Genomic DNA, 26,046 nt, shown 5'->3' with positions numbered 1-26,046 from the left:
TGAGCTTTGCAGCGGCGGTAGTCTCTATCGGTCTGATAGTGCAGGGCTGTTAGTCGGGTGAAATGCTTTATAAATCAAAGGGGGTTGATTGGTTTTTCCGCCAATCAGCCCTTTTTTAGTTAGTTGATGTCGACCTTCTGGATTTTGGTTTCCCGACGCATTGTCAGCGTAGAGCCCATTGACGCCAGGATAATCGCCCCCAGCGCCAGCGTTTGGGTCGCGGTTAGCGTTTCGCCAAGAAACACCATCCCGGAAAGCGCGGCGAGAGCCGGCTCCATGCTCATCAGGGTGCCGAACGTCTTGCTCGGCATACGGGTCAGGGCCACCATCTCCAGAGAGTAGGGCAGCGCGGTAGATAAAATGGCGATCCCGAGCCCCGGCAGCAGCAGCCCCCACTGAAATAGCGTATCGCTGGCCTGAATCATCCCCATCGGCACAAAGACCACCGCGGCGATCAGCGACCCCATGGCAACCGTTGCCGGGCCGTGCTCTTCCCCGGCGCGCTGGCCGGTCAGAATGTAAACCGCCCAGCAGGCGCCCGCGCCGAGCGCCAGCAGCGCGCCAACGGGATCGATCTGCGACACGCTTTGCCCCAGCGGCAGCAGGAACCATAGCCCGAGCACCGCCAGCGCCACCCAGACGAAGTCGAGGGGGCGGCGGGATCCAAATAGCGCTACCGCCAGCGGCCCGGTAAACTCCAGCGCGACGGCGACGCCGAGCGGAATGCGTTGAATCGATAAATAGAACAGGTAGTTCATCGCGCCAAGCGAGAGGCCATACAGCAGCAGCGGCAGACGCTGCTCCGGGGCAAAGCGCAGGCGCCAGGGTTTGAAGATGACCACCAGGATTAAGGTACCGAGCGCCAGGCGCAGGGCGGTAACGCCTGGGGCGCCGACCAGCGGGAAGAGTGATTTGGCCAGCGAGGCGCCGCTCTGAATGGAAATCATGGCGATTAAAATAACCAGTATCGGCAACCATGCCGGTACCTTACGAGACGAGCCGGGCATCCTTTCTCCTGTCAATTTTGTCAAATGCGGTAAAGGTTCCAGTGTAATTGAATTACCCCGCGCCGGTTGAGCTAATGTTGAAAAAAAGGGTCTTAAAAGCAGTACAATAGGGCGGGTCTGAAGATAATTTCACCACCAGATTAGGAATAATCTGGATACACGTCTGGCGCTTTATGAGCCTTAATAGGAGTATATTTGTAAAAAAGGTTTGTTTTCCAGTTTGTTATAGAAACGTAGAAACCTTTAGTTACATGAAAAAGTACGTTAGACAATGTAAAGTGAAAAGAGTTTCCCAAAAGTTTTTGTTATATTTAAGGCTTAGGACTTATTAGAAACACATTTGAGGTGGTTATGAATAAAATTGCACGTTTTTCAGCACTGGCCGTTGTTCTGGCTGCATCCGTAGGTACCACTGCTTTCGCTGCGACTTCTACCGTTACCGGTGGCTACGCGCAGAGCGACATGCAGGGTGAAGCGAACAAAGCTGGCGGTTTCAACCTGAAGTACCGCTACGAGCAAGACAACAACCCGCTGGGTGTTATCGGTTCTTTCACCTACACCGAAAAAGATCGTTCTGAATCTGGCGTTTACAAAAAAGGCCAGTACTACGGCATCACCGCAGGTCCGGCTTACCGTCTGAACGACTGGGCTAGCATCTACGGCGTAGTGGGTGTTGGTTACGGTAAATTCCAGGACAACAGCTACCCGAACAAATCTGATATGAGCGACTACGGTTTCTCTTACGGCGCTGGTCTGCAGTTCAACCCGATCGAAAACGTTGCCCTGGACTTCTCCTACGAGCAGTCTCGCATTCGTAACGTTGACGTTGGCACCTGGATTGCTGGCGTAGGTTACCGCTTCTAATCACTTCGGTGATATAAAAAATCCGCCTTGAGGGGCGGATTTTTTTTGCCTGCTGTTTACGCGTCTGAGTTAATTGATAGTGAACGCGTCGGTACCCAGATGGGTATAGTCCACTTTCTTCAGCTGGAAGTTGGTGATGTAGGTTGGGCCAGCCTTTTGTTCAGAGATGAAACGATAGCGCGGGGCAATCTCCTGAGCGCTGATCCCGGTCCACTGGGAAAAGAAGCTCAGGAAGTCGTTGGCGGAGCGCCGCGCTTTAATGACCTTATGCGCTTTATCATCGCTGGAGATCACCATAAACGGTACCTGGAAATTCTGCTGATACTTATCGTCGTGCGCCAGATACTGCACCTCTTTCCCGCGCTCTTTAAATGCCAGACCGTGATCGGAAAAATAGGTCATCGAGAAGGTTTCGCCAGAGTTTTGTAGCTGAGTATAAAGATTGCTCAGCAGCGTGTCGGTTTGCGTCATGGTGTAGAGATAGCAGGAGGTCTCTTTCGACTGAACAAAAACCGTGTATTTCCCTTTGGTGCGATCGCAGGCCTGCGGATGTGAGCCCATTAAATGCAGGACGATCAGCTGCGGCTGGGTACGGCGGGTGGCCAGCACCTGCGCGGTCAGCGTTAAGAGCTGCTCATCCTGGGTATTTTTATTGGCCTCGAAATCACCATTCTTGAGGAACTGAACCTCATCCGCGCGTTTGGCGATGCTGGCAATCGCCGTATCGTATTCGCCAATTTGCCCCTGATTCGAGAACCACCAGGTCTGAAAACCGGCGCGGTTGGCGAGGGTCACAAAGTTATCCTGAAACTGCGGCTTATCGTCGACCACCCGGTTGAGGGTTAAACCGAGCGACTTCTGCGTTGAGCCGCTGGCGGCAACGTAGTCATTGAACAGATAGCCTTTTACCGAACTGGCGAACGGGGTATTGTCCCAGTGGCCGCCAAAGGCGCCGAGCGCATCGCGACGGGCGCTCTCGCCAATCACCACCACATACAGATGATACTTCGGCTTTACCGCCAGTACGTGCCAGCTGTCTTTCATATTGGCGAGCTGCGCCATTCGCGCCTGCTCATCCAGCACTTCATTATTATTCACCACCACATCTTTAACGAAGCGGACGGCGGGATAGCCGGTATCGATAACCTTAAAGACGCCGCCCCAGGCGAGGTTTTGCACCGGCTGGAGAAAGAAAATCGCGGTGCAGAACAGCAGCCCCAGCGTATCCATTTTCCCCCAGCGCGCCGACGTTTCCGGCTTACGGCGTACGGCAATGACGCCGAGCGCAAAGATAAACACGGCCAGCAGATAGTTGTACCACGGGAAAATGGTCAGGATCTCGGTGGACTCTTCGAGGTTGGTGGCATGCAGCGCCAGCAGCGTATTGAAGTTAGGCGCGCCGTAGGCCTGGCCAAAAGGGTAGTACATGGCCGCCAGCAGCGAATAAACGCCGACCACCACTTTTTGCGCGCGCGGAAAGCTGCGCCACAGAAGATGCAGCACGCAGGTAAAAGCAACGGTATAGAGCAGGCTAAAGTCGTAGCCCAGCGCCAGGTTAATAAACAGCGATTGTAAAAAATAGAATCCTGTCCATGGGTTCAGTACCAGTCCGCGGGCGACCAGCGTTTCTTTCAGCGTGACATTCATAGTAAACAATCAAAAAAGAGCCATGTGCGTCCCCTGGCATCAAGGGGTAAAACCTGCTGGACAGTGCGTGAAGAGGGTCTCTGCGAGCCGCAGTAGTGGCAGGGCTGACAAAAGATAGGGCTTGCAAATGTTAAGGTCAACTATCCATAACGGATTGTTTTGGGAGAAAGCTTACAAAACTTGAAAAAAGTTGCTGAAGCGCTGAGTAATCAGCCAGTGTGGCAGGGAAATATGACAGAAAAATGAAGCGGCGTACCGCGACGCCGCGCTAGTTGTTGGGTTTATCCTGTGGGGGTTTGCCGTTGATCAGATCGCACAGCATACCGACAAGCATTAACCGAACTTTAAAAGGAGAATGGGTAAACACGTTTAAGCACCTCTTGAATTCATTCATAACGACCTCCTGTAACTTCGTCCTTCGCTCCCTGAAGGATGTGTGTATTACGTACAGATATAGCACAGGCTATATTTTATAGCTATGGCTAAAACGTTAATTTTTTGTTCTCCGTGCGCGATCCATTACAATGGGGATCCTTTTATATGATGCTTGATGCGTCACAGGAATGAGGAAGCACAATGAACCGTCGCGCAGGTAAGCCAATAACAAAAAAAGTGACGCAGCTAGTGAATGTCGAGGAGCACGTTGAGGGGTTTCGTCAGGTGCGCGAGGCGCATCGTCGGGAGCTGATTGATGACTACGTGGAGCTGATCTCCGATCTGATTATGGAAGTGGGAGAAGCCCGTCAGGTGGACATGGCCGCGCGTCTTGGGGTGTCGCAGCCAACGGTTGCGAAAATGTTAAAAAGACTGGCGAGCGTCGGGCTGATCGAACAGATCCCCTGGCGGGGGATCTTTTTGACTCCGGAAGGGGAGAAGCTGGCGCATGAAAGCCGGGAACGCCACCAGATCGTCGAAAACTTTTTACTGGTGATCGGCGTTAGCCCGGAGATTGCGCGTCGCGACGCCGAAGGGATGGAGCACCACGTCAGCGAAGAGACGCTGGCGATGTTTAAACAGTTTACCCTCAAGCAGGGGTCGCTGGGAGAATGAACCTCGTCTTTGTTCAGTCGCTGATCCGCGACCGCTTTTTACATCTGCTGCTGATTATCGGCGTTGTTTTAAGCTTCTTTGTTCCGTTTGCCCCCGCCGCCTGGCTTCACGCCATTGACTGGCATACGATTATCACCCTTAGCGGGCTGATGCTACTGACCAAAGGTATCGAACTGAGCGGCTATTTTGACGTCATTGGCCGCAAAATGGCGCGCCGCTTTGTGACCGAACGCCAGCTGGCCATTTTTATGGTGCTGGCGGCCGCGCTGCTTTCCACCTTCTTAACCAACGACGTGGCGCTGTTTATTGTCGTACCGCTCACGCTGACCCTGAAAAAATGGTGCGCCATCCCGACAAGCCGGTTAATCATTTTTGAAGCGCTGGCGGTGAACGCCGGGTCGTTGTTAACGCCTATCGGAAACCCGCAAAACATTCTTCTCTGGGGGCGCTCAGGTCTCTCCTTTCCGGCCTTTATCGGCCAGATGCTGCCGCTGGCGGCGGCGATGATGATCACCCTGCTGGCGCTGTGCTGGTTCTGCTTTCCCGCGAAACATCTCAACTATCAGAGTAGCGATAAGGCGCCATCGTGGCGGCCAAAGCTGGTCTGGAGCTGCCTGGCGTTCTATCTGGTCTTTTTGACCGCCTTAGAGCTGAAGCAGGAGCTGTGGGGACTGGCTCTGATCGCGCTGGGTTTTCTGCTGCTGGCGCGGGCGGTGATTATCAATGTCGACTGGACGCTGCTGCTGGTGTTTATGGCGATGTTTATTGACGTTCACCTGCTGATCCAACTGCCTGTTCTACAGCATGCGCTCAACGGCGTTGGCCAGCTCTCGGCGGGAGGATTGTGGCTGACCTCGATTGGCCTGTCGCAGTTTATCAGCAACGTCCCGGCGACCATTTTGCTGCTTAATTACGTTCAGCCCTCAACGCTGCTGGCTTGGGCGGTTAACGTTGGCGGGTTCGGCCTGCTGCCGGGCTCGCTGGCCAATCTGATTGCGCTGCGCATGGCCGGCGATCGTCGTATCTGGTGGCGTTTCCACGTCTATTCCCTGCCCATGCTGCTGTGGGCGGCGCTGGTGGGGTATGGATTGCTGCAGCTCTGATTTTCAGAGAATTGGGCAAGAAACGGACAGAAACGCCACATTCGCGCTCTCCTTTTCCGGGGTATAACTCTCTTCACGATGGTGAATCACCCTGATTAAGGAGAGTCCTATGCGTTATCAAAAACTGGGCCATACCGGCCTTTTTGTCTCTGAGCTGTGCCTGGGCACCATGACCTTCGGCGGCGAAGGCGGCCTGTGGGGGAAAGTGGGGCAGCTGCGCCAGGCGGAGGCAGAGCAGCTAGTGGGCAGCGCGCTCGATGCGGGCATCAACTTTATCGACACCGCTAACGTCTATTCGGAAGGGCGCTCGGAAGAGATTACCGGCCAGGCGTTGAAGAATCTGAAGGTGCCGCGTGAAAACGTCGTGGTGGCGACTAAAGTGTTTGGCGAAACCGGCACCGCAGGCGTGAACTCGCGCGGCAGTTCGCGCTATCACATCATCGGCAGCGTGAAGGAGAGCCTGCGTCGCCTGCAGCTCGATCATATCGATCTCTATCAACTCCATGGCTTCGATCCGGCGACCCCCATCGAGGAGACGCTGTATGCGCTGGATAATCTGGTGCAGCACGGCCACGTCCGCTACATCGGCGTGTCGAACTGGGCGGCATGGCAGATAGTCAAAGCGCTGGGCATTTCCGAACGACTGGGGCTGGCGCGCTTTGCCTCGTTGCAGGCTTACTACACCATTGCCGGGCGCGATCTGGAGCGCGAGCTGGCGCCAATGATGCAGAGCGAAGGCCTGGGCCTGATGGTCTGGAGTCCGCTGGCGGGAGGGCTGCTCAGCGGTAAGTACGATCGCGACGGACAGTCGGCGAGCGGCGGCCGTCGTCAGGAGTTCGATTTCCCACCGGTGAACAAAGCGCGGGCTTTTGACTGCATTGATGTAATGCGCGAGATTGCCGATGCGAAGGGCGTTTCGGTGGCGCAAATCGCGCTGGCCTGGCTGCTGCATCAGCCGGCGGTAAGCAGTGTGATCATTGGCGCGAAGCGCGCGGAGCAGCTCGCCGAGAACCTCGCGGCAACCAGCATTGTCCTCAGCGGCGACGAGCTGGCGCGGCTTGATGCGGTCAGCGCGCTGCCGCGAGAGTATCCGGGCTGGATGCTGGAGCGCCAGGGCGAATACCGTCGCGACCAGCTAGCACAGCAGTAACTTCCTCTCTTGCACGCCGGATCGTCTGTTTCGCGATCCGGCTTTTTTATCCGCTGCGCTCACAAAAAACGATCCCTGGGTTTGCCCGAAAATAAGATTTCGTTTATATGACTAGTCATGAAATTTATATGACTAGTCATGGGTGCGAGCGATGAACAGAACACTAGCGGCAGATTTTTTATGGGGTAACTCGGTTTCCAGCATGCAAACCGAGGGGGCGTGGAATGAGGGCGGTAAAGGGATGTCGGTTTACGATATCCGCCAGTCCGCGGAATTGACTTCCGACTGGAAGGTGGCGACCGATTCGTACCACCGCTACCGGGAAGACTTCGACCTGATGCAGGATTTGGGCATGAACTGCTACCGCTTCCAGATTGCGTGGAGCCGCGTTTGCCCGGAAGGCGACGGTGAGTTCAATGAAGAAGGTATCGCCTTTTATCACCAGTTTATCGATGACCTGATTGCCCGCGGCATTGAGCCGATGATCTGCCTGTATCACTTCGATATGCCGCTGTCGCTGGCTGAACGCTACAACGGGTTTACCGACCGCCGGGTGATGGAAGCCTTTATTCGTTACGGGCAGAAGATGATCGACTGCTTTGGCGACAAGGTGAAGTGGTGGCTGACCTTTAATGAACAGAATCTCTACCATATGCCGGACGCGTTTCTGATTTCAGGCTACATGCGCGGCGAGAAGACCCTGCGCGAGCTGTATCAGATCCAGCACCACGTGATGATGGCCCACGTGCACCTGACGCAGTATCTGCACCAGGCGAAGCCGCAGTGCCTGATGGGCGGCATGCTGGCCCACGCGCTGGTCTATCCGGCGACCTGTAAACCGCGCGATATCCTTTGCGCCCAGCAGCTCGACGAATTTTTAAACCAGAATCTGCTGCGCGCCTTCGCCGGGGAGGGCTACAGCCCGGAAGTCATGCACGTTGTCGCTCGCGAAGGCTTTGCGGATATCTACCGCGCAGAGGATCTGGCGCTGATGGCGCAGGTCAAAATCGACTATCTGGCCTTTAGCTACTACGCCAGCAAGGCGCTGGATAGCGATCCGATCCCGCCGGGCACGCCGGTGAACCACTACATGCAGTTCGGCGATAAAAAGAATGACTATCTGAACGCTACCGAGTGGGGCTGGCAGATTGATCCGCTGGGCTTTCGCACCATCATTACCCGCTACTACAACGACTGGCGTCTGCCGGTCTTCCCGATTGAAAACGGCATCGGGGTGATTGAGTCCTGGGACGGCGAGAACCCGATCGCTGACGATTACCGTATCGCCTATCATCGCGATCATATCAACGCTATGAAAGAGGCGATATTTGAGGACGGCGCGCAGGTGATTGGCTATCTGGGCTGGGGGCTGATCGATATTCTCAGTTCGCAGGGCGATATGCGCAAACGCTACGGCGTTGTCTATGTGAACCGTGAAAACCACGACCTGAAGGACCTTAAGCGCGTTCCGAAGAAAAGCTATGCCTGGCTCAAGCGGGCCATTCGCAGCAATGGCGAAGAGATGTAACGGCGCCTCGCGCGGGCAGATGGTATATTCTGCCCGCCAGTCGCTATCAGCAACGTAAAAGGATCGGGGAATGACGGCCAAATATCTGAGTATCGCGCGGGAAATCAAAAAACGTATCATCAGCCGACAGTATCCCGCCAGCGCGCCGTTACCCGACCAGTTCGCGTTAGCGGCGGAATTCAGCACCAGCAGGATGACCATCCAGCAGGCGATGCGTCAGCTGATTGTCGAAGGCCTTATCTACACCCGCAAGGGGCAGGGCACCTTCGTGCGCAAAAATTTCCTCCAGCTTTCGCAGTGGGAACTGCCCGGCAGCGACTATTTTGGCGCCACCAAAACCTGGGAGCACTTAGGGGAAGTGGCCAGCCGGGTGATTCGCTTCGAGCTGCGCTTTCCGACGGAAAAAGAGCAAACTTCGTTGCTGATTGACGCCGATGCCCCGGTCTATGATTTCGTTCGCCTGCGGCTGCTCAACGAGGAACCGGTGTCGCTGGATCTCACCGTGATGCCGGTCGCGCTGGTGCCCGGCCTGAATAAAACGCATCTCGAAGGCTCGGTGTTTCGCTACCTGCAGGAGACGCTGGGGCTCAAGATGATGGGATCGTATCGGGTGGTGCGGGCGATGAAACCGCAGGCGCTGGACAGGGAATATCTCAACTGCGAAGCGAGCGATCCGGTGCTGGAGGTGGAGCAGGTGATCTATCTTGAGGACGGTACGCCGCTGGAGTATGCCCATTGCCACTATCGCTACGATCACGGCGGAATTATTCTGGTGAATAACGGATAAAAAAAGGGCGGGCACCGGGCCCGCCGCGCTGCGCGATGCGCTGTTAGTTCAGACGCACCGGCATACCGGAACGGTTCTGGATCGCCTGATCGACCACGCTCTGGTCTACGTCAGTCTGGCTGGTAATCGCCTGTACGGATTTGGTCAGGTTAATCGGTACGATTTCGCCGCCCTGGAACTGCTCTTCAGTGGTGGACAGCGGGTTGTGAACTTCAATGAAGCGGCTGCCGTCAGGCTCGGTAGTGGCTTTTACCGGCTCATCGATAAACTCTACGCGGGTGCCGACCGGCACGTTTTCAAACAGGAATTTAATATCGTCGTTACGCAGACGCACGCAGCCGTGGCTGACGCGCAGGCCGATGCCGAAGTTGGCGTTGGTGCCGTGAATGGCGTACAGGCGGCCGATATACAGCGCGTACAGGCCCATCGGGTTATCAGGACCGGCCGGAACAACGGCCGGCAGCGGTTCGCCGGCAGCGGCATATTCAGCGTGCATTTTGGCGGTAGGCGTCCAGGTCGGACCGGCTTTTTTACGCTCAACTTTGGTTACCCAGTTGATCGGGGTGTCTTTGCCGAGCTGGCCGATACCGATCGGCAGCACGATGACGGTGTTGGTGCCCTTCGGATAGTAGTAAAGGCGCATTTCCGCGCTGTTGATGACGATACCCTCATGCACGGTGTCCGGCAGGATCAGCTGCTGCGGGATATTCAGCACGGTGCCGCCTTTCGGCAGGAAGGTGTCCACGCCCGGGTTGGCTTCCAGCATGTTGGATAAACCCATCTGGTATTCGGCGGCGAAATATTCCAGCGGCTGCTTGTTGCCTTCCGGAATGGTGATCACCTGGTTCTGGCCAATCAGACGGCTGCCGTCGGTAGGCAGAGGGTAGGTTACAGCAGAAGCTGTGTTGCAAAAGCCCACGATGGCGAAGGCTGCCGCGAAGAGTGTTGATAATTTCATAATCTTTATGTCGTGGGCGATATTAATGCCGCACAGGCCTTTGTCAGTTTAAACAGGAAGTCGATGGGAGCGCATTATATGTGCTTTCCGGCAAACAGGTAAATGAGATGTGTACGAAATCACATTTTTTTCCTGTGACCGTGAGTGTAGCCCGTCAACGCTGGCCCTGCAGGCTAAAAACGGGAGGGGATTACCCCTCCAGAAGCCGCGCCTGGAGCGCTTCTCGCGCCTGCGGCGTCAGCTGATACTCTTTTTCCAGCCAGGCATCGACGCTGGCGTAACGTTCATCGATGCCGGAAAGCGCGGCGGCAAGGTAAGATTCATGCACCGTCATCATTTCCGCCAGGTTTTGCCGGCCGCGGGCGGTCAGCTCATTGCCGAGGGATGCGAGCAAAAAATCCTCGACCTGCGTCAGCATGCCCTGGGTGAGCAGGTACTCCTCCATCACCGTGTGGCGATCGCAGCCGAGGGCGAACAGCGTCAGCGCGCAGCCCACGCCGGTACGGTCTTTCCCTACCGCGCAGTGCTGCAATAGCGCGCCGTCGAAAGGCTCCATCAGCCAGCCGGCCAGCTGGCGATAAGCGGCGTTATTAAACGGCAGCTGGCGATAGAGCTCCAGCATAAACTGCTCGCCGTTAAGGGCGTTTAGCGTGGCGGCGTTGAGCTCGGTGACTTTGGCGTTGACGTCGCGAACGTGCGGATTCGCCGGAGCGTTGAGGTAGCGAGCCGCTTCGTTCAGCTTATCGGGGCTACGATTCACTTCTCCCGGGTCGCGATAATCAATGACCCGGCTCAGAGGGATGGCGTCCAGGTGGGTGAGGTCATCGGCCGTCATCATATGCAGCGAGCCGGAGCGGAATAGTTTTCCGGTCCGCACGCGGCGCCCGTCGGCGGTACGCTGGCCGCCCAGGTCACGAAAGTTGATACCGCCCTGCAGCGATAAGAAAGCCGGATGGCGGGAGAGTGTGGTCATAGGTTCCTTCCAGATTAAGGTAAAAAATTACGCATTAAGCAGTGTAACCGCGCAATATGACACGACCCTAACACAAGCGTCATTGATGATTTTATAACGCCCCGTGAAAAGTGAAGCATTTGCTGGCATAATGTCTGGTTCATCACACTTCTCATTCTCTATTTTCAGGATAACCCCGTGCTAGTATCCAGCAACGTCACCATGCAGTTCGGCAGTAAGCCGCTGTTCGAAAATATTTCCGTCAAATTTGGCGGCGGCAATCGTTACGGCCTGATTGGCGCCAACGGTAGCGGCAAGTCCACCTTTATGAAGATCCTCGGCGGCGATCTTGAGCCGACGCTGGGCAACGTCTCCCTCGACCCGAATGAGCGTATCGGTAAGCTGCGCCAGGATCAGTTTGCGTTTGAAGAGTTCAGCGTGCTGGATACGGTCATTATGGGCCACGGCGAGCTGTGGGAAGTGAAGCAGGAGCGCGATCGCATCTACTCCCTGGCGGAGATGAGCGAAGAAGACGGTTACAAGGTGGCTGACCTTGAAGTGCTGTACGGCGAGATGGACGGCTACTCCGCCGAAGCGCGCGCCGGCGAACTGCTGCTCGGCGTCGGTATCCCGGTTGAACAGCATTACGGCCCGATGAGCGAAGTGGCTCCCGGCTGGAAGCTGCGTGTGCTGCTGGCGCAGGCGCTGTTCTCCAACCCGGATATCCTGCTGCTTGATGAACCGACGAACAACCTGGACATCGATACCATCCGCTGGCTGGAGCAGACCCTCAACGATCGCGACAGCACCATGATCATCATTTCGCACGACCGTCACTTCCTGAACATGGTTTGTACCCACATGGCGGATCTGGATTACGGCGAGCTGCGCGTTTACCCGGGCAACTACGATGAATATATGACCGCGGCGACCCAGGCGCGCGAACGTCTGCTGGCGGATAATGCCAAGAAAAAAGCGCAGATTGCCGACCTGCAATCTTTCGTGAGCCGCTTTAGCGCCAACGCCTCTAAATCTCGCCAGGCGACCTCGCGCGCCCGTCAGATTGACAAAATTAAGCTGGACGAAGTGAAAGCGTCCAGCCGTCAGAACCCGTTCATTCGCTTTGAGCAGGATAAGAAGCTGTTCCGTAACGCTCTGGAAGTGGAAGCGCTGGCAAAAGGCTTTGACAACGGCCCGCTGTTTAAAAACTTCAACCTGCTGCTGGAAGTGGGGGAGAAGATCGCTATTCTGGGCGCCAACGGCGTGGGTAAATCCACAATGCTGAAAACCCTGGTCGGCGACCTGATGCCGGATAACGGTACCGTTAAATGGTCCGAGAACGCGCAGATTGGCTACTATGCCCAGGATCACGAATATGAATTCGAAAACGATCTGACGGTATTTGAGTGGATGAGCCAGTGGAAACAGGAAAGCGATGACGAACAGGCGGTGCGCAGCATCCTGGGCCGACTGCTGTTCAGCCAGGACGACATCAAAAAGCCGGCGAAAGTGCTCTCCGGCGGCGAAAAAGGCCGTATGCTGTTCGGTAAGCTGATGATGCAGAAACCGAACATTCTGGTGATGGACGAACCGACCAACCACCTGGATATGGAATCGATCGAATCGCTGAACATGGCGCTGGAGATGTATCAGGGGACCCTGATTTTTGTTTCCCACGACCGTGAGTTTGTGAGCTCGCTGGCGACCCGGGTGATTGAAATTACGCCGGAGCGCGTGGTCGACTTCACCGGTAACTACGAAGATTATCTGCGTACTAAAGGTATCGAATAATTTTTCTGTTGCTTGTCCCGGATTGCGGCGCCGCTGCGCCTTATCCGGGCTACCGGCCCGCAGACGGCGGTGAGCCCGTAGCCCGGGCAAGGCGCGTTGAGCGCCGCCCCCGGGAGCAGTTTGCAGAGTCGCTGAATTCCCCGAAGGCGCCAGTGCGCCTTATCCGGGCTACACCCGCCACTCGCTCCTTTCTTCACCGTTCACCCGCAGCCTGCGTTTTTCCCCCGCCGGCAACGATACCTTCAGCGTTTTCCACGCCGGACGATAATCGCCGCGCGCCTTGACCTTCAGGTTAATGCTGGCGCTATCGCAGACCATTTCCCATTCCACCCACAGCGCATTGCCGTTCCGGTAGCCCCAGCTTTCGCCGTCGTCTTCAAACAGCAGGCCGCGACAGGTCCCCATTCCTTTCAGCGGGAACAGTTTCAGCTCGCGGGTATCGTCTTTTTCAGCGCAAACGTGGCGAATGCGTTCGCTAAGCGGTAGGGCTGTCCCGGCGCGAACCAGCAGCGGCAGTTTTTCCAGCGGCGCATCAAGGACGATCCACTGGCCGCCTGCGTACCACTGGTGGCTGTAAAAGTCGTACCAGCCGTCCTGGTTTGCCGGTAACCACACGCGGCGCTGACGCGCGCCGGGTTCGACGACGCTGGCGACCAGCAGATCGCGACCCAGCAGGAAGTCGTCGCATTCGGCAAACGTCTGCGCATCGTGTTCGTGATCGAGGAAGGTCGGGCGCAGCATCGGTTCATCGTCGGCGTGAGCCTGCCACAGCAGGGTATAGAGGTACGGCAGCAGACGATAGCGCAGCTCAATGGCTGAACGGATCGCCGGGGTGACCTCCGGGTACATCCAGGCTTCGTTGACCGTCTGGTCGTCATTCCACGAGTGAATGGTAAACCGCGGATGCATAACGCCGTTTTGTACCCAGCGCACGAACAGCTCCGGGTCCGGTTTGTCGCCAGAGAAGCCGCCCACATCGTGTCCGACGTTGAACAGCCCGGACAAGCTCATACCCAGCCCCATGCGGGTGTTATAGCGCAGCGTCTCCCAGTTGGTGCGGTTATCGCCGCTCCAGGTCTGAACGTAGCGCTGCATCCCGGCGCAGCCGGAGCGAGAGATCAGATACGGGCGTTTCTGCGGCGCAAAGCGCTGCTGGGCCTCCAGCGACGCGCGCATCATCAGCAGCGGCATCACCGGGCGAATATGTTTGATAGCAATTTCGTGGCCGAATCCGTGACAGCGGGCTTCGCCGTCCCAGACTTCATACTCGTTATTATCGTTCCACGTGGAGTCGATGCCCAGCTCCAGCAATTGGGTCGTCACGCCTTCCTGCCACCAGGCGACGGTTTGCGGGTTGGTAAAGTCGAGATGCGACCCTTCGTCATCCCAGAAGCTGGAGCGCTCGGGAGCATCGGCCTGTGAATCGCGGATAAAGAGCCCGCGCTCCGCGACCTCGTGATAGCGCGGATGGTCCTGCAGCAGGCAGGGCTTAATATTGGCGGCGAGCTTCAGCCCGGCATCGTGGAAGGCCTGGCTCATCACCTTCGGCTGCGGCACCTTGTCGTTGTTCCAGTTAAAGACGTAGCGCTTGCCGTTAATCGAGGTATAGCCGGAAGAGAGCTGGAACGAATCGCACGGAATGGCGTGTTCATCGCACAGGCGGATAAAGTTCATCAGCTGGTTTTGCGCATCCGGCGCGTCGGTGTAGTGCATCGTCGAACCGCTGTAGCCGAGACTCCATTTCGGTCCGAACAGCGTTTTGCCGGTCAGGCGGACGAACGCTTTGGTGATATCCAGTACCCGCTTGCCGGAAAACAAATAGTAATCAATGTCTCCCGCTTCCGCCTGCCAGCGGCGATAGGCGGTATGGTAATTATCGATTTCGTTGCCGAGATCCAGCCAGCAGCTGCTCAGGTTGTCGTAAAACAGACCGTAGCTGACATCGCTGCGCTGCGTGATGGTAAACGGAATATGTTTGTACAGCGGGTCGGTGCTCGCCGCGTTATAGCCCATGGCGTCGAGGTTACGCATCTCATAGCGTTTACCGTTACGCTGCAGATCGCCGGCCTTTTCGCCCAGACCGTAGAAGCGTTCGTCTTTGCGTCGGCTCAGGTAGTGGGCAACGCCGTCGCCGTGTGCATTCGCCAGATAGGCGCTGGTGGGGCGGTCGTTCGCCAGCGGCTGCCACTCGCCGGCCTCATCGCGATAGCGCCATTCCAGCCACAGCGGCTGGTGGACGGTGACGCGCAGCTGGTCGGTGGCAATGGTCAGGGCGTCGCTATGCTCCGTGAGCTGCCAGGCGGGTAGGCTAAAGCCGCTCAGCTCTTCGCGCGGGCGTCCTTCCCACGGCACGTCCTGTTGGGGAGCGATACTCCAGGTGCGATCCAGCGCCAGCTGGCCGTGCCGCTTCAGCAGCACGCGGAACATATTTTCTTCCAGTACGTACAGACACAGGGTGTGCTGGCCGTCGACGAGCAGCTCAACGTGATGCTCCAGCCGTTGGTGTAAGGTCCAGTTTTTCAAAGTCTTCATTTTTTACATCCACTCTCAGGCGCGTTTTGCGCGACGTTCAGCAATAAATGCCACCAGGAATACCGCGCCAATCAGGTCAAAGAACCCCATGGCGATAAATAGCGGGTTGAAGCCGATTTTGTCGGCGGTGACGCCAATTAACAGCGAGAACAAAAAGCTGGCGATCCAGGCGGCGGAGCCGCGCATCCCGTTTACGGTCGCCATCTGCCCTTTATCGAACGACTCCACCACCAGCGCGCTGAGCATGCAGGAGATAATCTGGTGACCGAAGCCGCCAATTGAAATCAACACGATGGTGATATAGGGATCGCGGGTAATCGCCACGGTGGCGAGGGAAATCATCAGGAAGGCGCCGGTGACGGAGCTGGCGACCACCGAGTTCACCCGCGAGCAGCCGAACCAGCGGGTATACAGTTTGGTCAGATAGCCGCTGGCGACGCTGCCGAGGTCGGCCGCCAGAAACGGCAGCCAGGCAAACATGGCGATTTGCTTGAGATCCATGCCGTGCTCTTTCGCCAGGTAGAGCGGTACCCAGAAGCTCAGCACCGCCCAGGCGGGTTCCGCCATAAAGGCCGGAATGGCGATACCGTAGAAGCGCTTGTTTTTCGATACGGTTTTCAGCGCGGTAAAGAAGGGCAGCTTAACCGGCGGCGCTTCATTGTCCTGCTGGATAAGCGCCAGCTCGGCTTTGCCGAGGTTAGGGTGTTTTTCCGGGTTATGATAGAACGCCCACCACAGTACGACCCATACGAGCGCCAGCGCGCCGGTGAACATAAATGCGCCCTGCCAGCCGAACGAGGCGTGCGCGAAGTAGATAATCGGCGGTGCCAGCATGGCGCCGATGGAGAAACCAACCCCGGCCCAGCCTGCCGCGATTGGGCGCTCGGATTTAGGGAACCACTCGCCGAGCGTCTTGGCGTTGGCTGGCGTCGCCGCCGCCTCAGCGCCGCCCATGAAAAAGCGCAGAATCGCCAGGTGCAGCCAGCTCCCCGCGCCGGCATGGGCGATGCAGGCGATGGCCCACAGCGTGGCGCAGATCATAAAGCCGAGCTTGAGGCCAATGACGTCGATAAGCCAGCCGCAGAGCGGCTGAAAAATGGTATACGCCAGCTGAAAAGCGCCGACGATCCACGAGTACTGTTCAGTGGTAATACCGAGAGAGGTTTTTAATTCCGGGGCGATAATCCCCAGCGAATTGCGCGTGATGTAGTTAACGGTGACGCCGAGCAAAAACAGCACCAGCATCCACCAGCGCAGGTTCTTCACTATGCGGCGCGATTTACTCACCGCCATATCGTTATTGAGGCCTTGGCTCATAGAACTCTCCACGAGACATGTAGTAGGGAAAATTGACCAACCCGCTTGCTGAGTTGTCGCTAAAATTTTCTATTTCGTTGTTTGTTAAGGTTGATGTCTCGACACTATTGGTTGACTAATCTCAAAGGTGTTGGACCAATTCAGGCTAAGGGAGAATGCGAGCGGGCAATAGCGACAATTCTGCAAATTTTTTCATGGGGCGATCGGGATCGCAGTATGACATCGCCAAATCGCTTAAAAATATTCACATTCTCGATATGAAAATTTTTTCATCAGCAAAGTAGAGCGCGATCACAAAATGGACAAAAAGCTTAAAGTGAGCGAAATCGCGGCGCGTACCGGGCTGTCGGTCAGCACGGTATCGCGGGTGCTGGCGGGGAAAGCGAACACCAGCGCCAGGGCCCGCCAGAGGGTACTGGAGTGCGCCCGCCAGCTGGGCGTGATGGAGGGTATCGCCGCCGGGCGAATGCTGCTCAACAACCTCGTGGTATTCGCGCCCCAGCGCGCTTTCGATGAGCGTACGGATATTTACTACTATCGGGTGATTCAAAGCATCAATAGCGCCCTTATGCCGCACGAGGTGCACCTGCGCTACTGCGCGCTGGAAGAGAATGACAGCGATGCCAATTTGTTTTTGCAGCGCATGCATGAAGCCTCGACCCAGGCCGCTATTTTACTGGGTATCGACGATCCGCATATTCACGATCTGGCGGCCGATCTGGCGAAGCCCTGCGTGATGATCAACTGCCACGACGCGGGAATGCGCTTACCCTCCGTCGCGCCGGATCATCGGCTGATCGGCCAGTTCGCCGCCCGCTACCTGTTTGAGATGGGGCATCAGGCGATCATGAACGTGATGTGCCTGCGCCGCTATACCATGGAGCTGCGTCTGCTGGGGATCAAGCAGGCGTGGCGCGCGCGGAATTTGAGCTTTGCCGAAAGCAGGGATCTCATTGATGTGGCCAATTTCAGCGCCCGGGATACCGAGGAAAAAGTAGGGGAGTGGCTGGATCAGCGCGGCGACGGCCCGCTGCCGACGGCATTTCTGGTGGGCGGTGATTTTATGGCGGCAGGCACGATCGCCGCCTTACAAAAACGCGGTTTGCGCGTCCCGCAGGACATTTCCGTCATGAGTATCGACGGTTTTAACCTGGCGGCGATTCAGGATGTACCGCTAACCGCCGTCCACGTCCCGCGCGATGAATTAGGGGTTGAAGCGGTGCATTTGCTACAGCAAAGACTGATCCGTCCCGATGCGCCGCACGGCGCGTTACTCTTGCATGGCACGCTGGCGGTACGCGATTCGGTGCGGCGGATACGCGCCGGTAACCGCCGTACCGCCGTTGAAGCGAAGGGGCTATATGACGATTAATCAACCATTCCCAGCGCGCGCTTACCATGGATATTTAAATCATCCAGCGTGAAACGTCCTTCCCAGCTGGCTTCATAATCTTCGCGCGGGAAGTCGCCCGGCGAAGCGCCGCGCGCCAGCGCGACTTTGACCTTCTGCGCGTAGGCGAGGTTTTTCTCACACATTGGCGCGGCGGGAATATACATCACGTTGCCCCAGCCCTGCTGATTTTCCACCGGCGCGACCGAGTGGATCACGTCGCAGTGCCACCATACCGAATCGCCCGCGTTAAGCGCCGGAATAGAGCTTAAAGCTTTGATCAGCAGCGGATGCCATTTTTCCGAAATCGGCAGCACCTTACCCGGCGCGACGCCGCACAGTTCATCATCCGGGACATCATCGAGCAGCGGACGCAGCAGCACGTACGCCATCGCTTCCGGGATCGGCACCACGTGCAGCAGACCCTGATCGGGGATCATATCGGAGAGCGCGGTCCACCCCTGGAAGGTGCGGAACACCGAGCATTTGGTGGTATTGTCGACCGTATACTCTTCGACTTCGGTACGGTGCGCCGCGTCCCACGGGTCGTAAGCATCAATATTGCCATTAAACACGTCGGCAAACACTTTCTGATAGGCCGGCAGCAGCCAGCGCTCCAGGGCGCCAGAGTCGGTATGCGCGCCCAGACCTTTCGAGGTGGTTCCCGGCGGGCGGCGGCGAATGCGGTCCGGGTAGATGACGCTCACGTCCGGGTTAAACCACTGTTTCCCGTCGCGGTTAAACGTCCACAGGCGGTTGAGGAACGACTGCACGGCGGCCATTTCGTCGCTCTGGCGCGCCTGCATCTGCGCCTGGGACCAGTAAATCGGATAGATTTCCGGCCGCGACGCCTCCAGCGAGCCGAAAAAGGTATCGCCCGGGCCTCTGTAGACATCATCAAAATGGTTGCGGTCGAGATAGTCGAGCATCGAGTTATCCCACGCCAGCGCCCGTTCGCGAGAAAAATGGCCTTTGATGACCGCGCAGCCGCGACGCTTGATGAGCTCGCGCTGGGCCTCCGGGACCTGGCCACGCGCAATCGCCTCGAACGGGATTGTCGGCCAGACGTCCTGAGCGCTGGCCTTGAGGGCGTCAATCTCTTCCAGACGCGCGGCGATACGCGCCGTCAGCCGATCGAACACCGCCTGTACGTCGCCAATTTGCGCCCGCAGCTCCCGCTTGATCTGGCGGATAGCCGCTTTAGGGTCGGCAGGTAAAGTTTCACTGGTATGGGTAACAGCCATGATGACCTCTCATCTTTCATTCGAAAGTAATAAATCTTACATATGATAATTTAAGTTAAAATTAAGTTAATGCAAGTTTAAAATTATGCAGAGGCGCACAAAACGGGAAGCCGGGGCGGTCAACCCCGGCGCGGCGTTACTGGTTGAAGGGGGCGGCGTGGTCGAGGACGGCCTGAATGACGTTCAGCGCGCCGTCGTGGTTATTATCATCGGTGGCAAAACGCGACACCGCCTTGATGCTGTCGGCGGCGTTGGCCATCGCGAAAGAGTATTTCACCAGCTTGAGCATTTCCGTATCGTTAGCGCTGTCGCCAATGGCCACGCACGCCTGCGGCGAGATGCTCCAGCGCTTCAGCAGGCGGCTGATGCCGTTGGCTTTATGCAGGCCGGGGATAATTAAATCGACGAAGCCGAAGCCGCTGGTGACCGGCTTCATGATGCCGTCCAGCGAGACGTGCAGTTTATCGATAAGCTGCGGGATTTCGCTATCCGGCAGGTTAAGCGAAAACTTGAACAGCTTATCGTCAATATCATGATAGCTGCTAATGCGCTGCAGGCGATGGTAGTGCTTTGACATCAGGGTGACGAACGCCTCGGGCGCGCGGTCGCTGACATAGGCGCTTTCGAGGCCGCAGGCGACGAAGTTGAGCTGCGGGTCTTTCAGCAGTTCGCCAATGACGACCTGGGATTCATGACGGGTCAGTTCGCCGTGGAACAGCTGTTGACCGTGTTCGTAAACCAGCGCGCCGTTCTCGGCGACAAAGGAGATGCGGTCGCGGATTTCCGGGAAAAAAGAGATCAGCTGGTAGTACTGGTTGCCGCTGGCGACAACGAATTCAATACCCTGCTGTTGCAGTTGCGCGAACTGCGCAAGAAAACGCGAGCGGTCATACTGCTTGGCGTCATTGAGAAAAGTTCCGTCCATATCGGTGACGATAACTTTAACGGTCATAACACATGCTCCTGGCTTAACTTCGACCAGTAACATTCTAATTACAATGTGATGGGGAGCACAAATTTATTTCGAATGAAAGTTGGCGTTCACCGATGTGCAGGAGAAAACCCCGGGTTGCGACGTAAACGCCTTACCCGGGGCAGTGGCCCGCAAACGGCTTCGAACCTGTAGCCCGGCTAAGCGCAGCGCAAGCCGGGGGACGTTATTTACAGCGTATGCTCGGTACGGGCGATAATATCGTCCTGAGCATCCGGCGACAGGGCGGTAAAGAACGCCGAGTAACCGGCCACGCGGACCACTAAATCGCGATACTGGTCAGGGTGTTTCTTCGCTTCAAGCAGCGTCTCGCGCGACACGATGTTGTACTGAATATGCCAGCCTTTATGCACCTCGAAGAAGGTGCGCAGCAGCACCATCAGTTTCTGCTTATCGGATTCATTCTCCAGCGTGGCCGGGTTCAGCTTCTGGTTAAGCAACACGCCGCCAAGAATCGAACCGGTCGGCAGTTTGCCCACCGAGCTGATGACCGCGGTCGGCCCGAGATGGTCGGTACCGGAGGCTGGGCTGGCCCCTTCCGCCAGCGGCGAGTGCGCCTTACGGCCATCCGGGGTCGCCATGGTCTGCGCGCCAAACGGCACATTGGCGGAAATGGACGAGGTGCCGGCGTAGTAGTTGCCGCCGATCGGGCCGCGGCCGTAGCGCGGGTTATGATACAGCTTCAGCTCATCGATATAGGTCTGGTAGGCGCGAGCCAGCAGCATATCCACGCTGTCCTCATCGTTGCCGTATTTCGGCGCGCCGTTGATTAAGCGCTGGCGCAGCTGCTCGTGGGTCAGGCCTTCGAAGTCTTCAGCCAGCGCCTTTGCCAGCGCCTGCTGACCAATAACGCCCTGATCGAACACCAGCTTCTTCACCGCCGCCAGGCTGTTGCCGAGGTTAGCGATGCCGACCTGTAGCCCGGAAACCCAGTCATATTTCGCGCCGCCCTGCTTAATGCTCTTCGCGCGCTCGATGCAGTCATCCACCAGCGCCGAGCAGAGAATATCGTGCACGTTCTCTTCCAGCATGGTGTCGACGACGTACTCAATCTCGATAGATTTGCGCGTGTAGTAGCGGATCTGCGTATCCCAGTCGGCCAGCACCTGCTCGAAGTTGTCGAAGTTGCCTTTCGACAGGGCGTGCTCCTGCGGCAGGAAGACCTGACCGCTGGTGGCGTCGCGGCCGCCTTCCAGGGTTGCCAGCATGACGCGGGCGAAGTTGATAAAGCTCATCCCAGTGCAGCGATAGCCCCATTTGCCGCCGACGGCGGTTTCGATGCAGCCGATCGCGGCATAGTCGTACGCGTCCTGCGGCTCAATGCCGAGTTTGATAAATTCAGGAATAACGATTTCGTCGTTATTGAACGCCGGCATGCCGAAGCCGCAGCGGATCACCTGCACGCAGGCGTCGAGGAAGTCGTTGCTCATGCCCGCGTGATAGCGCACGCTGAGGTTAGGCTGCGTTGAGCGCAGGCGACCGCAGGATTCAAGGATGGCGTAGGAGAGCGGGTTCACCGCGTCCTGCGCGTTGCCGTCCACCAGATTCTGGCCGCCGATGGTGACGTTCTGGTACAGCGGGCTACCGGCGGACGCCTTCGAGTGCGAGCCGGAGCGAATTTTATTCACCTCCAGCAGCTTCAGCCAGCAGCAGTGCAGCAGCTCGATGGCGTGTTCGCGATCCAATGATTGTGCCAGCTCAACGTCGCGGCGGTAGTAAGGGTAGAGATACTGGTCCATGCGGCCGAAAGAGACCGAGTGGCCGTTGGATTCGATCTGCAGAATCAGCTGGATGAAATAGCACAGCTGCAGCGCCTGCCAGAAGGTCTTCGGCGGCTCGTGGGCGATGATATCGCAGTTTTCGGCTATCGCCAGCAGCTCGTCGCGGCGGGCTTCGCGGCTCTCCGTCGCGGCCATGCTGCGCGCCAGCCCGGCGTAGCGCTTACAGTGTTCGCTGACCGCTTCCAGCACGATATCAATGGCTTTGAGGAACTGCTCGCCGTGCAGATCTTCCAGCACGGTCAGGTTAATGCGTGAACGGCGTTCGGCGACTTTCGCCCGCATGCCGTCGAGGCCTTTTTCCAGCAGCAGCGGATAGTTGACCGCAAGGTGAGCATCGCCGGAGGTCATATTGCCTTCCGCTTTGATAATGCCGGTCGCCAGCAGCGCTTTTTGCTCGTCGGTAAACATGCCGTAGCAGCGATCCTGAACGGTTTGACCGCGCCACCACGGGCACACTTCGTGGAGCACGCGTTTATTCTCTTCGCTAACGGCAAACCCGGCACCGGGGCGATCGGCGAGGTCGTCGATCTCTTTTTCGATCCAGCTAACGGTGTATTCCGGGAAGATAGGCGCCGCGCGAACTTCGCTGGCCTGGTTGCCGACGATCAGTTCATCGTGCTTAATCCAGATCGTGCGTTCCGCCAGGTGATGGGCCAGCGCCAGCGCGCGGCGTACCGGGATCGGTTTATCCAGGTGCTGTTGATAGGCTTCGGTATAGTGCTGGGCGCGCTCGGTACAGACCGGCGGCTTGACGATATGCACCAGCGCCATTTTATGCGCCTGAATGCGCGGGCTCAGAGTATCCAGTTTCAACGTTGTCATAAGGTTATCCTCGTAGAGTCGCCGTTAAACCTTTGCTCTGAGCATAGCGCTGCGCGAAGGCGAGCAGCTCGGGTGCAGCAAGCGGTTTATCCGGTGCGGTATAGGGCTGACTGAGTAATTGGTATTTATTCATTCCTAACGTGTGGTACGGCAGGAAGTGGATCTCGCCAACCTTTAAGCGGTCAGCGGCAAAATCGGTAATGGCGGCAATATCGCTTTCGTTGGCGTTAAAGCCCTGGATCAGCGGCACGCGAATGATAATTTTCTTTCCGGCCTGCGCGACGCGCTGCAGGTTATCCAGCACCCGGCGGGCGCTGCCGTCCGTCCACTGCTGGAAAATCGCTTCGTTGACGTGCTTGAGGTCGGCGAGAAACAGGTCGATAAACGGCAAAGAGGGCTCGACGTATTTCCACGGCACGTGCAGGCAGGTTTCGACCGCGGTGTGGATCCCCGCGTTGTGGCTGGCCTCAAACAGCTGGCGGGCCAGCTCGGGATTCATAAACGGCTCGCCGCCGGAGAGCGTGACGCCGCCGCCGCTGCGCTCGTAAAACGGTTGGTCGCGCAGCACCGTGGCCATAATCTCTTCGACGCTCTTCTCTTCGCCGCACACCGTTAATGCGGTGGTCGGGCAGCAGTCGCGCAGTTTGCCAATATACGCATCGGTGAGTTTTTCGCGGTGGATAATCAGGCCGTCCAGCTTGCGGGTAATCACCTCCGGCGCGGCCTGCTGGCAGAGGTCGCAGCCGTCCAGGCACAGGCGCGCGTCATACAGCAAATCCGCCGTGCGGGCGCGGCTTTCCGGGTTCTGGCACCAGCGGCAGCCCAGCGAACACCCTTTGAGGAAGACGACAGTGCGGATCCCCGGGCCGTCATGGGTTGAATAACGCTGAATGTTGAAGATCATAATCCACCCTCTAATTTGCATATGAAGATTAAATTACTTTCGAATGAAAGTTGTATTGATATAAATCAACAAGCATAGCGAGGGGGGAAAACGGAGGCGAAAAAGTCGCGGCGGGTCACAAAACATCCGGCGGCGGTACCGCCGGAAAGGGGTTAGGGCGTACCGCACACCTCGCAGTGAGGGTTACGCGGCAGCGTCATTTCGCGGAACTGACAGCGCATGGCGTCGTACATGACGATTTTGCCGGTCGCCGGGCTGCCGTAGCGGGCGAGCAGCTTAATCGCCTCCATCGCCTGTAGTGAACCAATGATGCCAACCAGCGGCGCCATGACGCCGGCCTCGACGCAGGTGAGGGCGTTGTCGCCAAACAGGCGGCTCAGGCAGCGGTAGCAGGGTTCATCTTCCTGATACGTAAAGACGCTGATTTGTCCCTCCATGCGAATCGCGGCGCCGGAGACCAGCGGCGTTTTATGGCGGAAACATCCGGCGTTGAGCTGGTTACGGATCGCGACGTTGTCGGTACAGTCGAGCACCAGATCGTGGGCGGCGATTTGCGCCGCCAGCGCAGCGTCTTCCAGCCGTGCGTTGAGCGTCGTGAGCTGAACGTGGGGATTCATCCGCTCCAGCGCGCCGCGGGCGGAGTCGACCTTCGGCTGGCCGATGGTGGCGTCGCTGTGCAGGGTCTGGCGCTGAAGGTTGGAGAGCGACACGGTATCGAAATCGAGCAGGGTAAGCTGGCCGACGCCTGCCGCCGCCAGATACTGCGCGGCGGCGCAGCCCAGCCCGCCGAGGCCGACGACCAGCACGCGCGAGGCTTTCAGCTGCTCCTGACCGTCAAAATCGAAATCGCGAAGAATAATCTGCCGGTTATAGCGCAGCATCTCCGCATCGCTCAGCTCCACGCCCATTACAGCCCTCCGAACAGATGATTAAACGGCTCGACTTCCACCCATTCGCCGGCTTCCACGTTGCCGCGCTCGCGCTCCAGCACGATAAAGCAGTTGCCGAGGCTGAATGAGCTAAAGATATGCGAGCCCTGGTGACCGGTGCTGTTTACCACCAGCTCGCCGTCCGGGCCGCGCTGCAGCACACCGCGTTGAAAATCGAGACGGCCCGGCGATTTTTTCAGATGGGTTGCGGCGCGCACGCGCAGGCGCATCGGCTGAGCCTGCCCGACGTTGCCGGACAGCTTCGCCAGCAGCGGCTGAACCAGCTGGTAGAAGGTCAGCGTGGCGGAAACCGGGTTACCCGGCAGGCCGCAGAACCAGCTATGGCCGAGCTTGCCGAAGGCGAAAGGTTTACCCGGCTTAATCGCCAGCTTCCAGAAGCCGATTTCCCCCAGCTCTTCGAGGATCGCTTTGGTGTAGTCCGCCTCGCCGACGGAAACGCCCCCGGAGCTTATCACCACGTCGGCCTGCTGGTCTGCCTGGATAAAGGCTTCGCGCAGTTTAGCCGGGTCGTCGGGAATAATGCCGAGGTTAATCACTTCGCAGCCCAGCTCCTGCAGCATCAGGTGTACCGCCAGGCGGTTGGTATCGTAAATTTGCCCGTCGGCCAGCGGCTGGCCCGGCAACTGGAGCTCATCGCCGGTGGAGAACACCGCCACCCGCACTTTACGCACCACGTCAACCTCGGCAATGCCCAGCGAGGCGATGACCGGCAGCTCGGCGGCGGTCAGGCGGGTTCCCGCGGGGAAGACGACCGCGCCATGAGCGATATCCTCGCCGAGACGACGGATATTCTGCCCGTTTTTCACCGGGGCGATAAAGCGGATCCCGTCATCGGTTTGTTCGGTCTGCTCCTGCATGACCACCGCGTCGCAGCCTTCCGGTACCGGCGCGCCGGTCATAATGCGGATACAGGCGCCCGCGGGCCAGACGCCGTTATAGGGTTGACCGGCGAAGACCTTGCCCGCCACCGGCAGCGCTGCGCCGTCGGCGAGATCCGCCAGACGTACGGCGTAGCCGTCCATCGCCGAGTTATCAAAACCGGGAACGTTGAGCGGTGAAACGAGATCATGGGCGGTCACGCGCGAAAAGGCCTGCAACAGCGGTACGGTTTCCGTCGCATTCAGCGGCGTAATACGAGTGAGCATCTGGGTCAGGGCTGTGTCGAGCGGCATCAGTCCGGCGGTAAAATCCATGGGTTTCTCCTGCGGGCAAACATCGAAAACGCCTATTATGGCAGAAAAGAGGGGCGGGCTATATGCCACCTGGGTACAAGCTTTA

General features: G+C 57.6%; 21 protein-coding genes. 8 read left to right on the top strand and 13 right to left on the bottom strand.

Annotated features, from left to right (window positions below; translation table 11 throughout):
- Window positions 1-119 precede the first annotated feature (119 nt).
- Window positions 120-1,007, bottom strand: coding sequence for a threonine/homoserine exporter RhtA (gene rhtA / locus GUC22_RS18290; protein WP_049130078.1), 888 nt, complete (start codon window positions 1,005-1,007; stop codon window positions 120-122).
- Between the two features lie 351 nt (window positions 1,008-1,358).
- Here rhtA and ompX point away from each other — a divergent pair, with 351 nt between their 5' ends.
- On the top strand, window positions 1,359-1,871 hold the full coding sequence (ompX, locus tag GUC22_RS18285; RefSeq protein ID WP_004130755.1) for an outer membrane protein OmpX: 513 nt from the start codon (window positions 1,359-1,361) through the stop codon (window positions 1,869-1,871).
- A gap of 69 nt (window positions 1,872-1,940) precedes the next feature.
- Here ompX and GUC22_RS18280 read toward each other — a convergent pair whose 3' ends face one another.
- Both GUC22_RS18280 and mntS read right to left on the bottom strand, forming a co-directional pair.
- Entirely contained in the window at window positions 1,941-3,518 is a 1,578-nt protein-coding gene (locus GUC22_RS18280; RefSeq protein WP_004135176.1) for a phosphoethanolamine transferase, read from the bottom strand.
- Between the two features lie 268 nt (window positions 3,519-3,786).
- Window positions 3,787-3,912 (bottom strand): manganase accumulation protein MntS, encoded by a 126-nt coding sequence (mntS, locus tag GUC22_RS18275; RefSeq protein ID WP_004130761.1) that lies wholly within the window; start codon window positions 3,910-3,912, stop codon window positions 3,787-3,789.
- Between the two features lie 182 nt (window positions 3,913-4,094).
- On the opposite strand from mntS, the gene mntR reads away from it, so the two are divergent.
- The 5 genes from mntR (at window position 4,095) to GUC22_RS18250 (ending at window position 9,136) form a co-directional block, all read left to right on the top strand.
- Window positions 4,095-4,568 (top strand): manganese-binding transcriptional regulator MntR, encoded by a 474-nt coding sequence (gene mntR, locus GUC22_RS18270; RefSeq protein WP_004130763.1) that lies wholly within the window; start codon window positions 4,095-4,097, stop codon window positions 4,566-4,568.
- Window positions 4,565-5,671, top strand: a complete 1,107-nt coding sequence (locus GUC22_RS18265; protein ID WP_049130080.1) for an anion transporter — start codon at window positions 4,565-4,567, stop codon at window positions 5,669-5,671. The genes mntR and GUC22_RS18265 overlap by 4 nt, the downstream gene beginning before the upstream one ends.
- 109 nt (window positions 5,672-5,780) lie before the next feature.
- On the top strand, window positions 5,781-6,821 hold the full coding sequence (locus GUC22_RS18260) for an aldo/keto reductase (RefSeq protein ID WP_004135173.1): 1,041 nt from the start codon (window positions 5,781-5,783) through the stop codon (window positions 6,819-6,821).
- A gap of 151 nt (window positions 6,822-6,972) precedes the next feature.
- The gene (locus tag GUC22_RS18255) at window positions 6,973-8,349 is read left to right on the top strand and encodes a glycoside hydrolase family 1 protein (protein WP_024360121.1); all 1,377 of its coding nucleotides are present in this window, start codon (window positions 6,973-6,975) and stop codon (window positions 8,347-8,349) included.
- Between the two features lie 70 nt (window positions 8,350-8,419).
- Complete coding sequence (locus tag GUC22_RS18250; RefSeq protein ID WP_004135171.1) at window positions 8,420-9,136, top strand: GntR family transcriptional regulator; 717 nt, start codon at window positions 8,420-8,422, stop codon at window positions 9,134-9,136.
- Window positions 9,137-9,179: 43 nt separating this feature from the next.
- Here the strand turns inward: GUC22_RS18250 and ldtB are convergent, their stop codons facing one another.
- Window positions 9,180-10,094 carry a L,D-transpeptidase gene (ldtB, locus tag GUC22_RS18245; RefSeq protein WP_004130773.1) on the bottom strand — a complete coding sequence of 305 codons (915 nt, stop codon included), beginning with the start codon at window positions 10,092-10,094 and terminating at the stop codon, window positions 9,180-9,182.
- Between the two features lie 190 nt (window positions 10,095-10,284).
- Window positions 10,285-11,067, bottom strand: coding sequence for a tyrosine-protein phosphatase (locus tag GUC22_RS18240; RefSeq protein WP_102650064.1), 783 nt, complete (start codon window positions 11,065-11,067; stop codon window positions 10,285-10,287).
- 177 nt (window positions 11,068-11,244) lie between these two features.
- On the opposite strand from GUC22_RS18240, the gene GUC22_RS18235 reads away from it, so the two are divergent.
- Entirely contained in the window at window positions 11,245-12,837 is a 1,593-nt protein-coding gene (locus tag GUC22_RS18235) for an ABC-F family ATPase (protein ID WP_004135166.1), read from the top strand.
- Between the two features lie 168 nt (window positions 12,838-13,005).
- Here the strand turns inward: GUC22_RS18235 and GUC22_RS18230 are convergent, their stop codons facing one another.
- Window positions 13,006-15,369, bottom strand: coding sequence for a TIM-barrel domain-containing protein (locus GUC22_RS18230; protein WP_160183712.1), 2,364 nt, complete (start codon window positions 15,367-15,369; stop codon window positions 13,006-13,008).
- A gap of 15 nt (window positions 15,370-15,384) precedes the next feature.
- Window positions 15,385-16,686, bottom strand: coding sequence for an MFS transporter (locus GUC22_RS18225; RefSeq protein ID WP_004135164.1), 1,302 nt, complete (start codon window positions 16,684-16,686; stop codon window positions 15,385-15,387).
- 298 nt (window positions 16,687-16,984) lie between these two features.
- Between GUC22_RS18225 and GUC22_RS18220 the strand changes: the two genes are divergently transcribed.
- A complete protein-coding gene (locus GUC22_RS18220; RefSeq protein ID WP_024360117.1) occupies window positions 16,985-18,058 on the top strand; it encodes a LacI family DNA-binding transcriptional regulator in 1,074 nt (357 codons plus the stop codon).
- Here GUC22_RS18220 and GUC22_RS18215 read toward each other — a convergent pair.
- The 6 genes from GUC22_RS18215 to moeA form a co-directional block, all read right to left on the bottom strand.
- Window positions 18,055-19,320 (bottom strand): DUF1479 domain-containing protein, encoded by a 1,266-nt coding sequence (locus tag GUC22_RS18215; protein WP_148855375.1) that lies wholly within the window; start codon window positions 19,318-19,320, stop codon window positions 18,055-18,057. The two genes, GUC22_RS18220 and GUC22_RS18215, sit on opposite strands and share 4 nt — an antisense overlap.
- Window positions 19,321-19,456: 136 nt before the next feature.
- Entirely contained in the window at window positions 19,457-20,272 is an 816-nt protein-coding gene (locus GUC22_RS18210; RefSeq protein ID WP_004135161.1) for a Cof-type HAD-IIB family hydrolase, read from the bottom strand.
- Between the two features lie 209 nt (window positions 20,273-20,481).
- Window positions 20,482-22,914: a formate C-acetyltransferase/glycerol dehydratase family glycyl radical enzyme gene (locus tag GUC22_RS18205; RefSeq protein ID WP_024360115.1), complete on the bottom strand. Its 2,433-nt coding sequence runs from the start codon at window positions 22,912-22,914 to the stop codon at window positions 20,482-20,484.
- A gap of 4 nt (window positions 22,915-22,918) precedes the next feature.
- Window positions 22,919-23,818, bottom strand: coding sequence for a glycyl-radical enzyme activating protein (locus GUC22_RS18200; RefSeq protein WP_024360114.1), 900 nt, complete (start codon window positions 23,816-23,818; stop codon window positions 22,919-22,921).
- Window positions 23,819-23,970: 152 nt separating this feature from the next.
- Window positions 23,971-24,726: a molybdopterin-synthase adenylyltransferase MoeB gene (moeB, locus tag GUC22_RS18195; RefSeq protein ID WP_116943987.1), complete on the bottom strand. Its 756-nt coding sequence runs from the start codon at window positions 24,724-24,726 to the stop codon at window positions 23,971-23,973.
- Window positions 24,726-25,961 carry a molybdopterin molybdotransferase MoeA gene (moeA, locus tag GUC22_RS18190; protein ID WP_116943988.1) on the bottom strand — a complete coding sequence of 412 codons (1,236 nt, stop codon included), beginning with the start codon at window positions 25,959-25,961 and terminating at the stop codon, window positions 24,726-24,728. Before moeA ends, moeB begins: the two co-directional genes overlap by 1 nt.
- Window positions 25,962-26,046: the final 85 nt, after the last annotated feature.

This window comes from Klebsiella sp. MPUS7 (genome assembly GCF_009905335.1).
Taxonomy (GTDB): Bacteria; Pseudomonadota; Gammaproteobacteria; order Enterobacterales; family Enterobacteriaceae; genus Klebsiella; species Klebsiella grimontii.
This window is presented reverse-complemented; position numbering and strand designations above follow the sequence as displayed.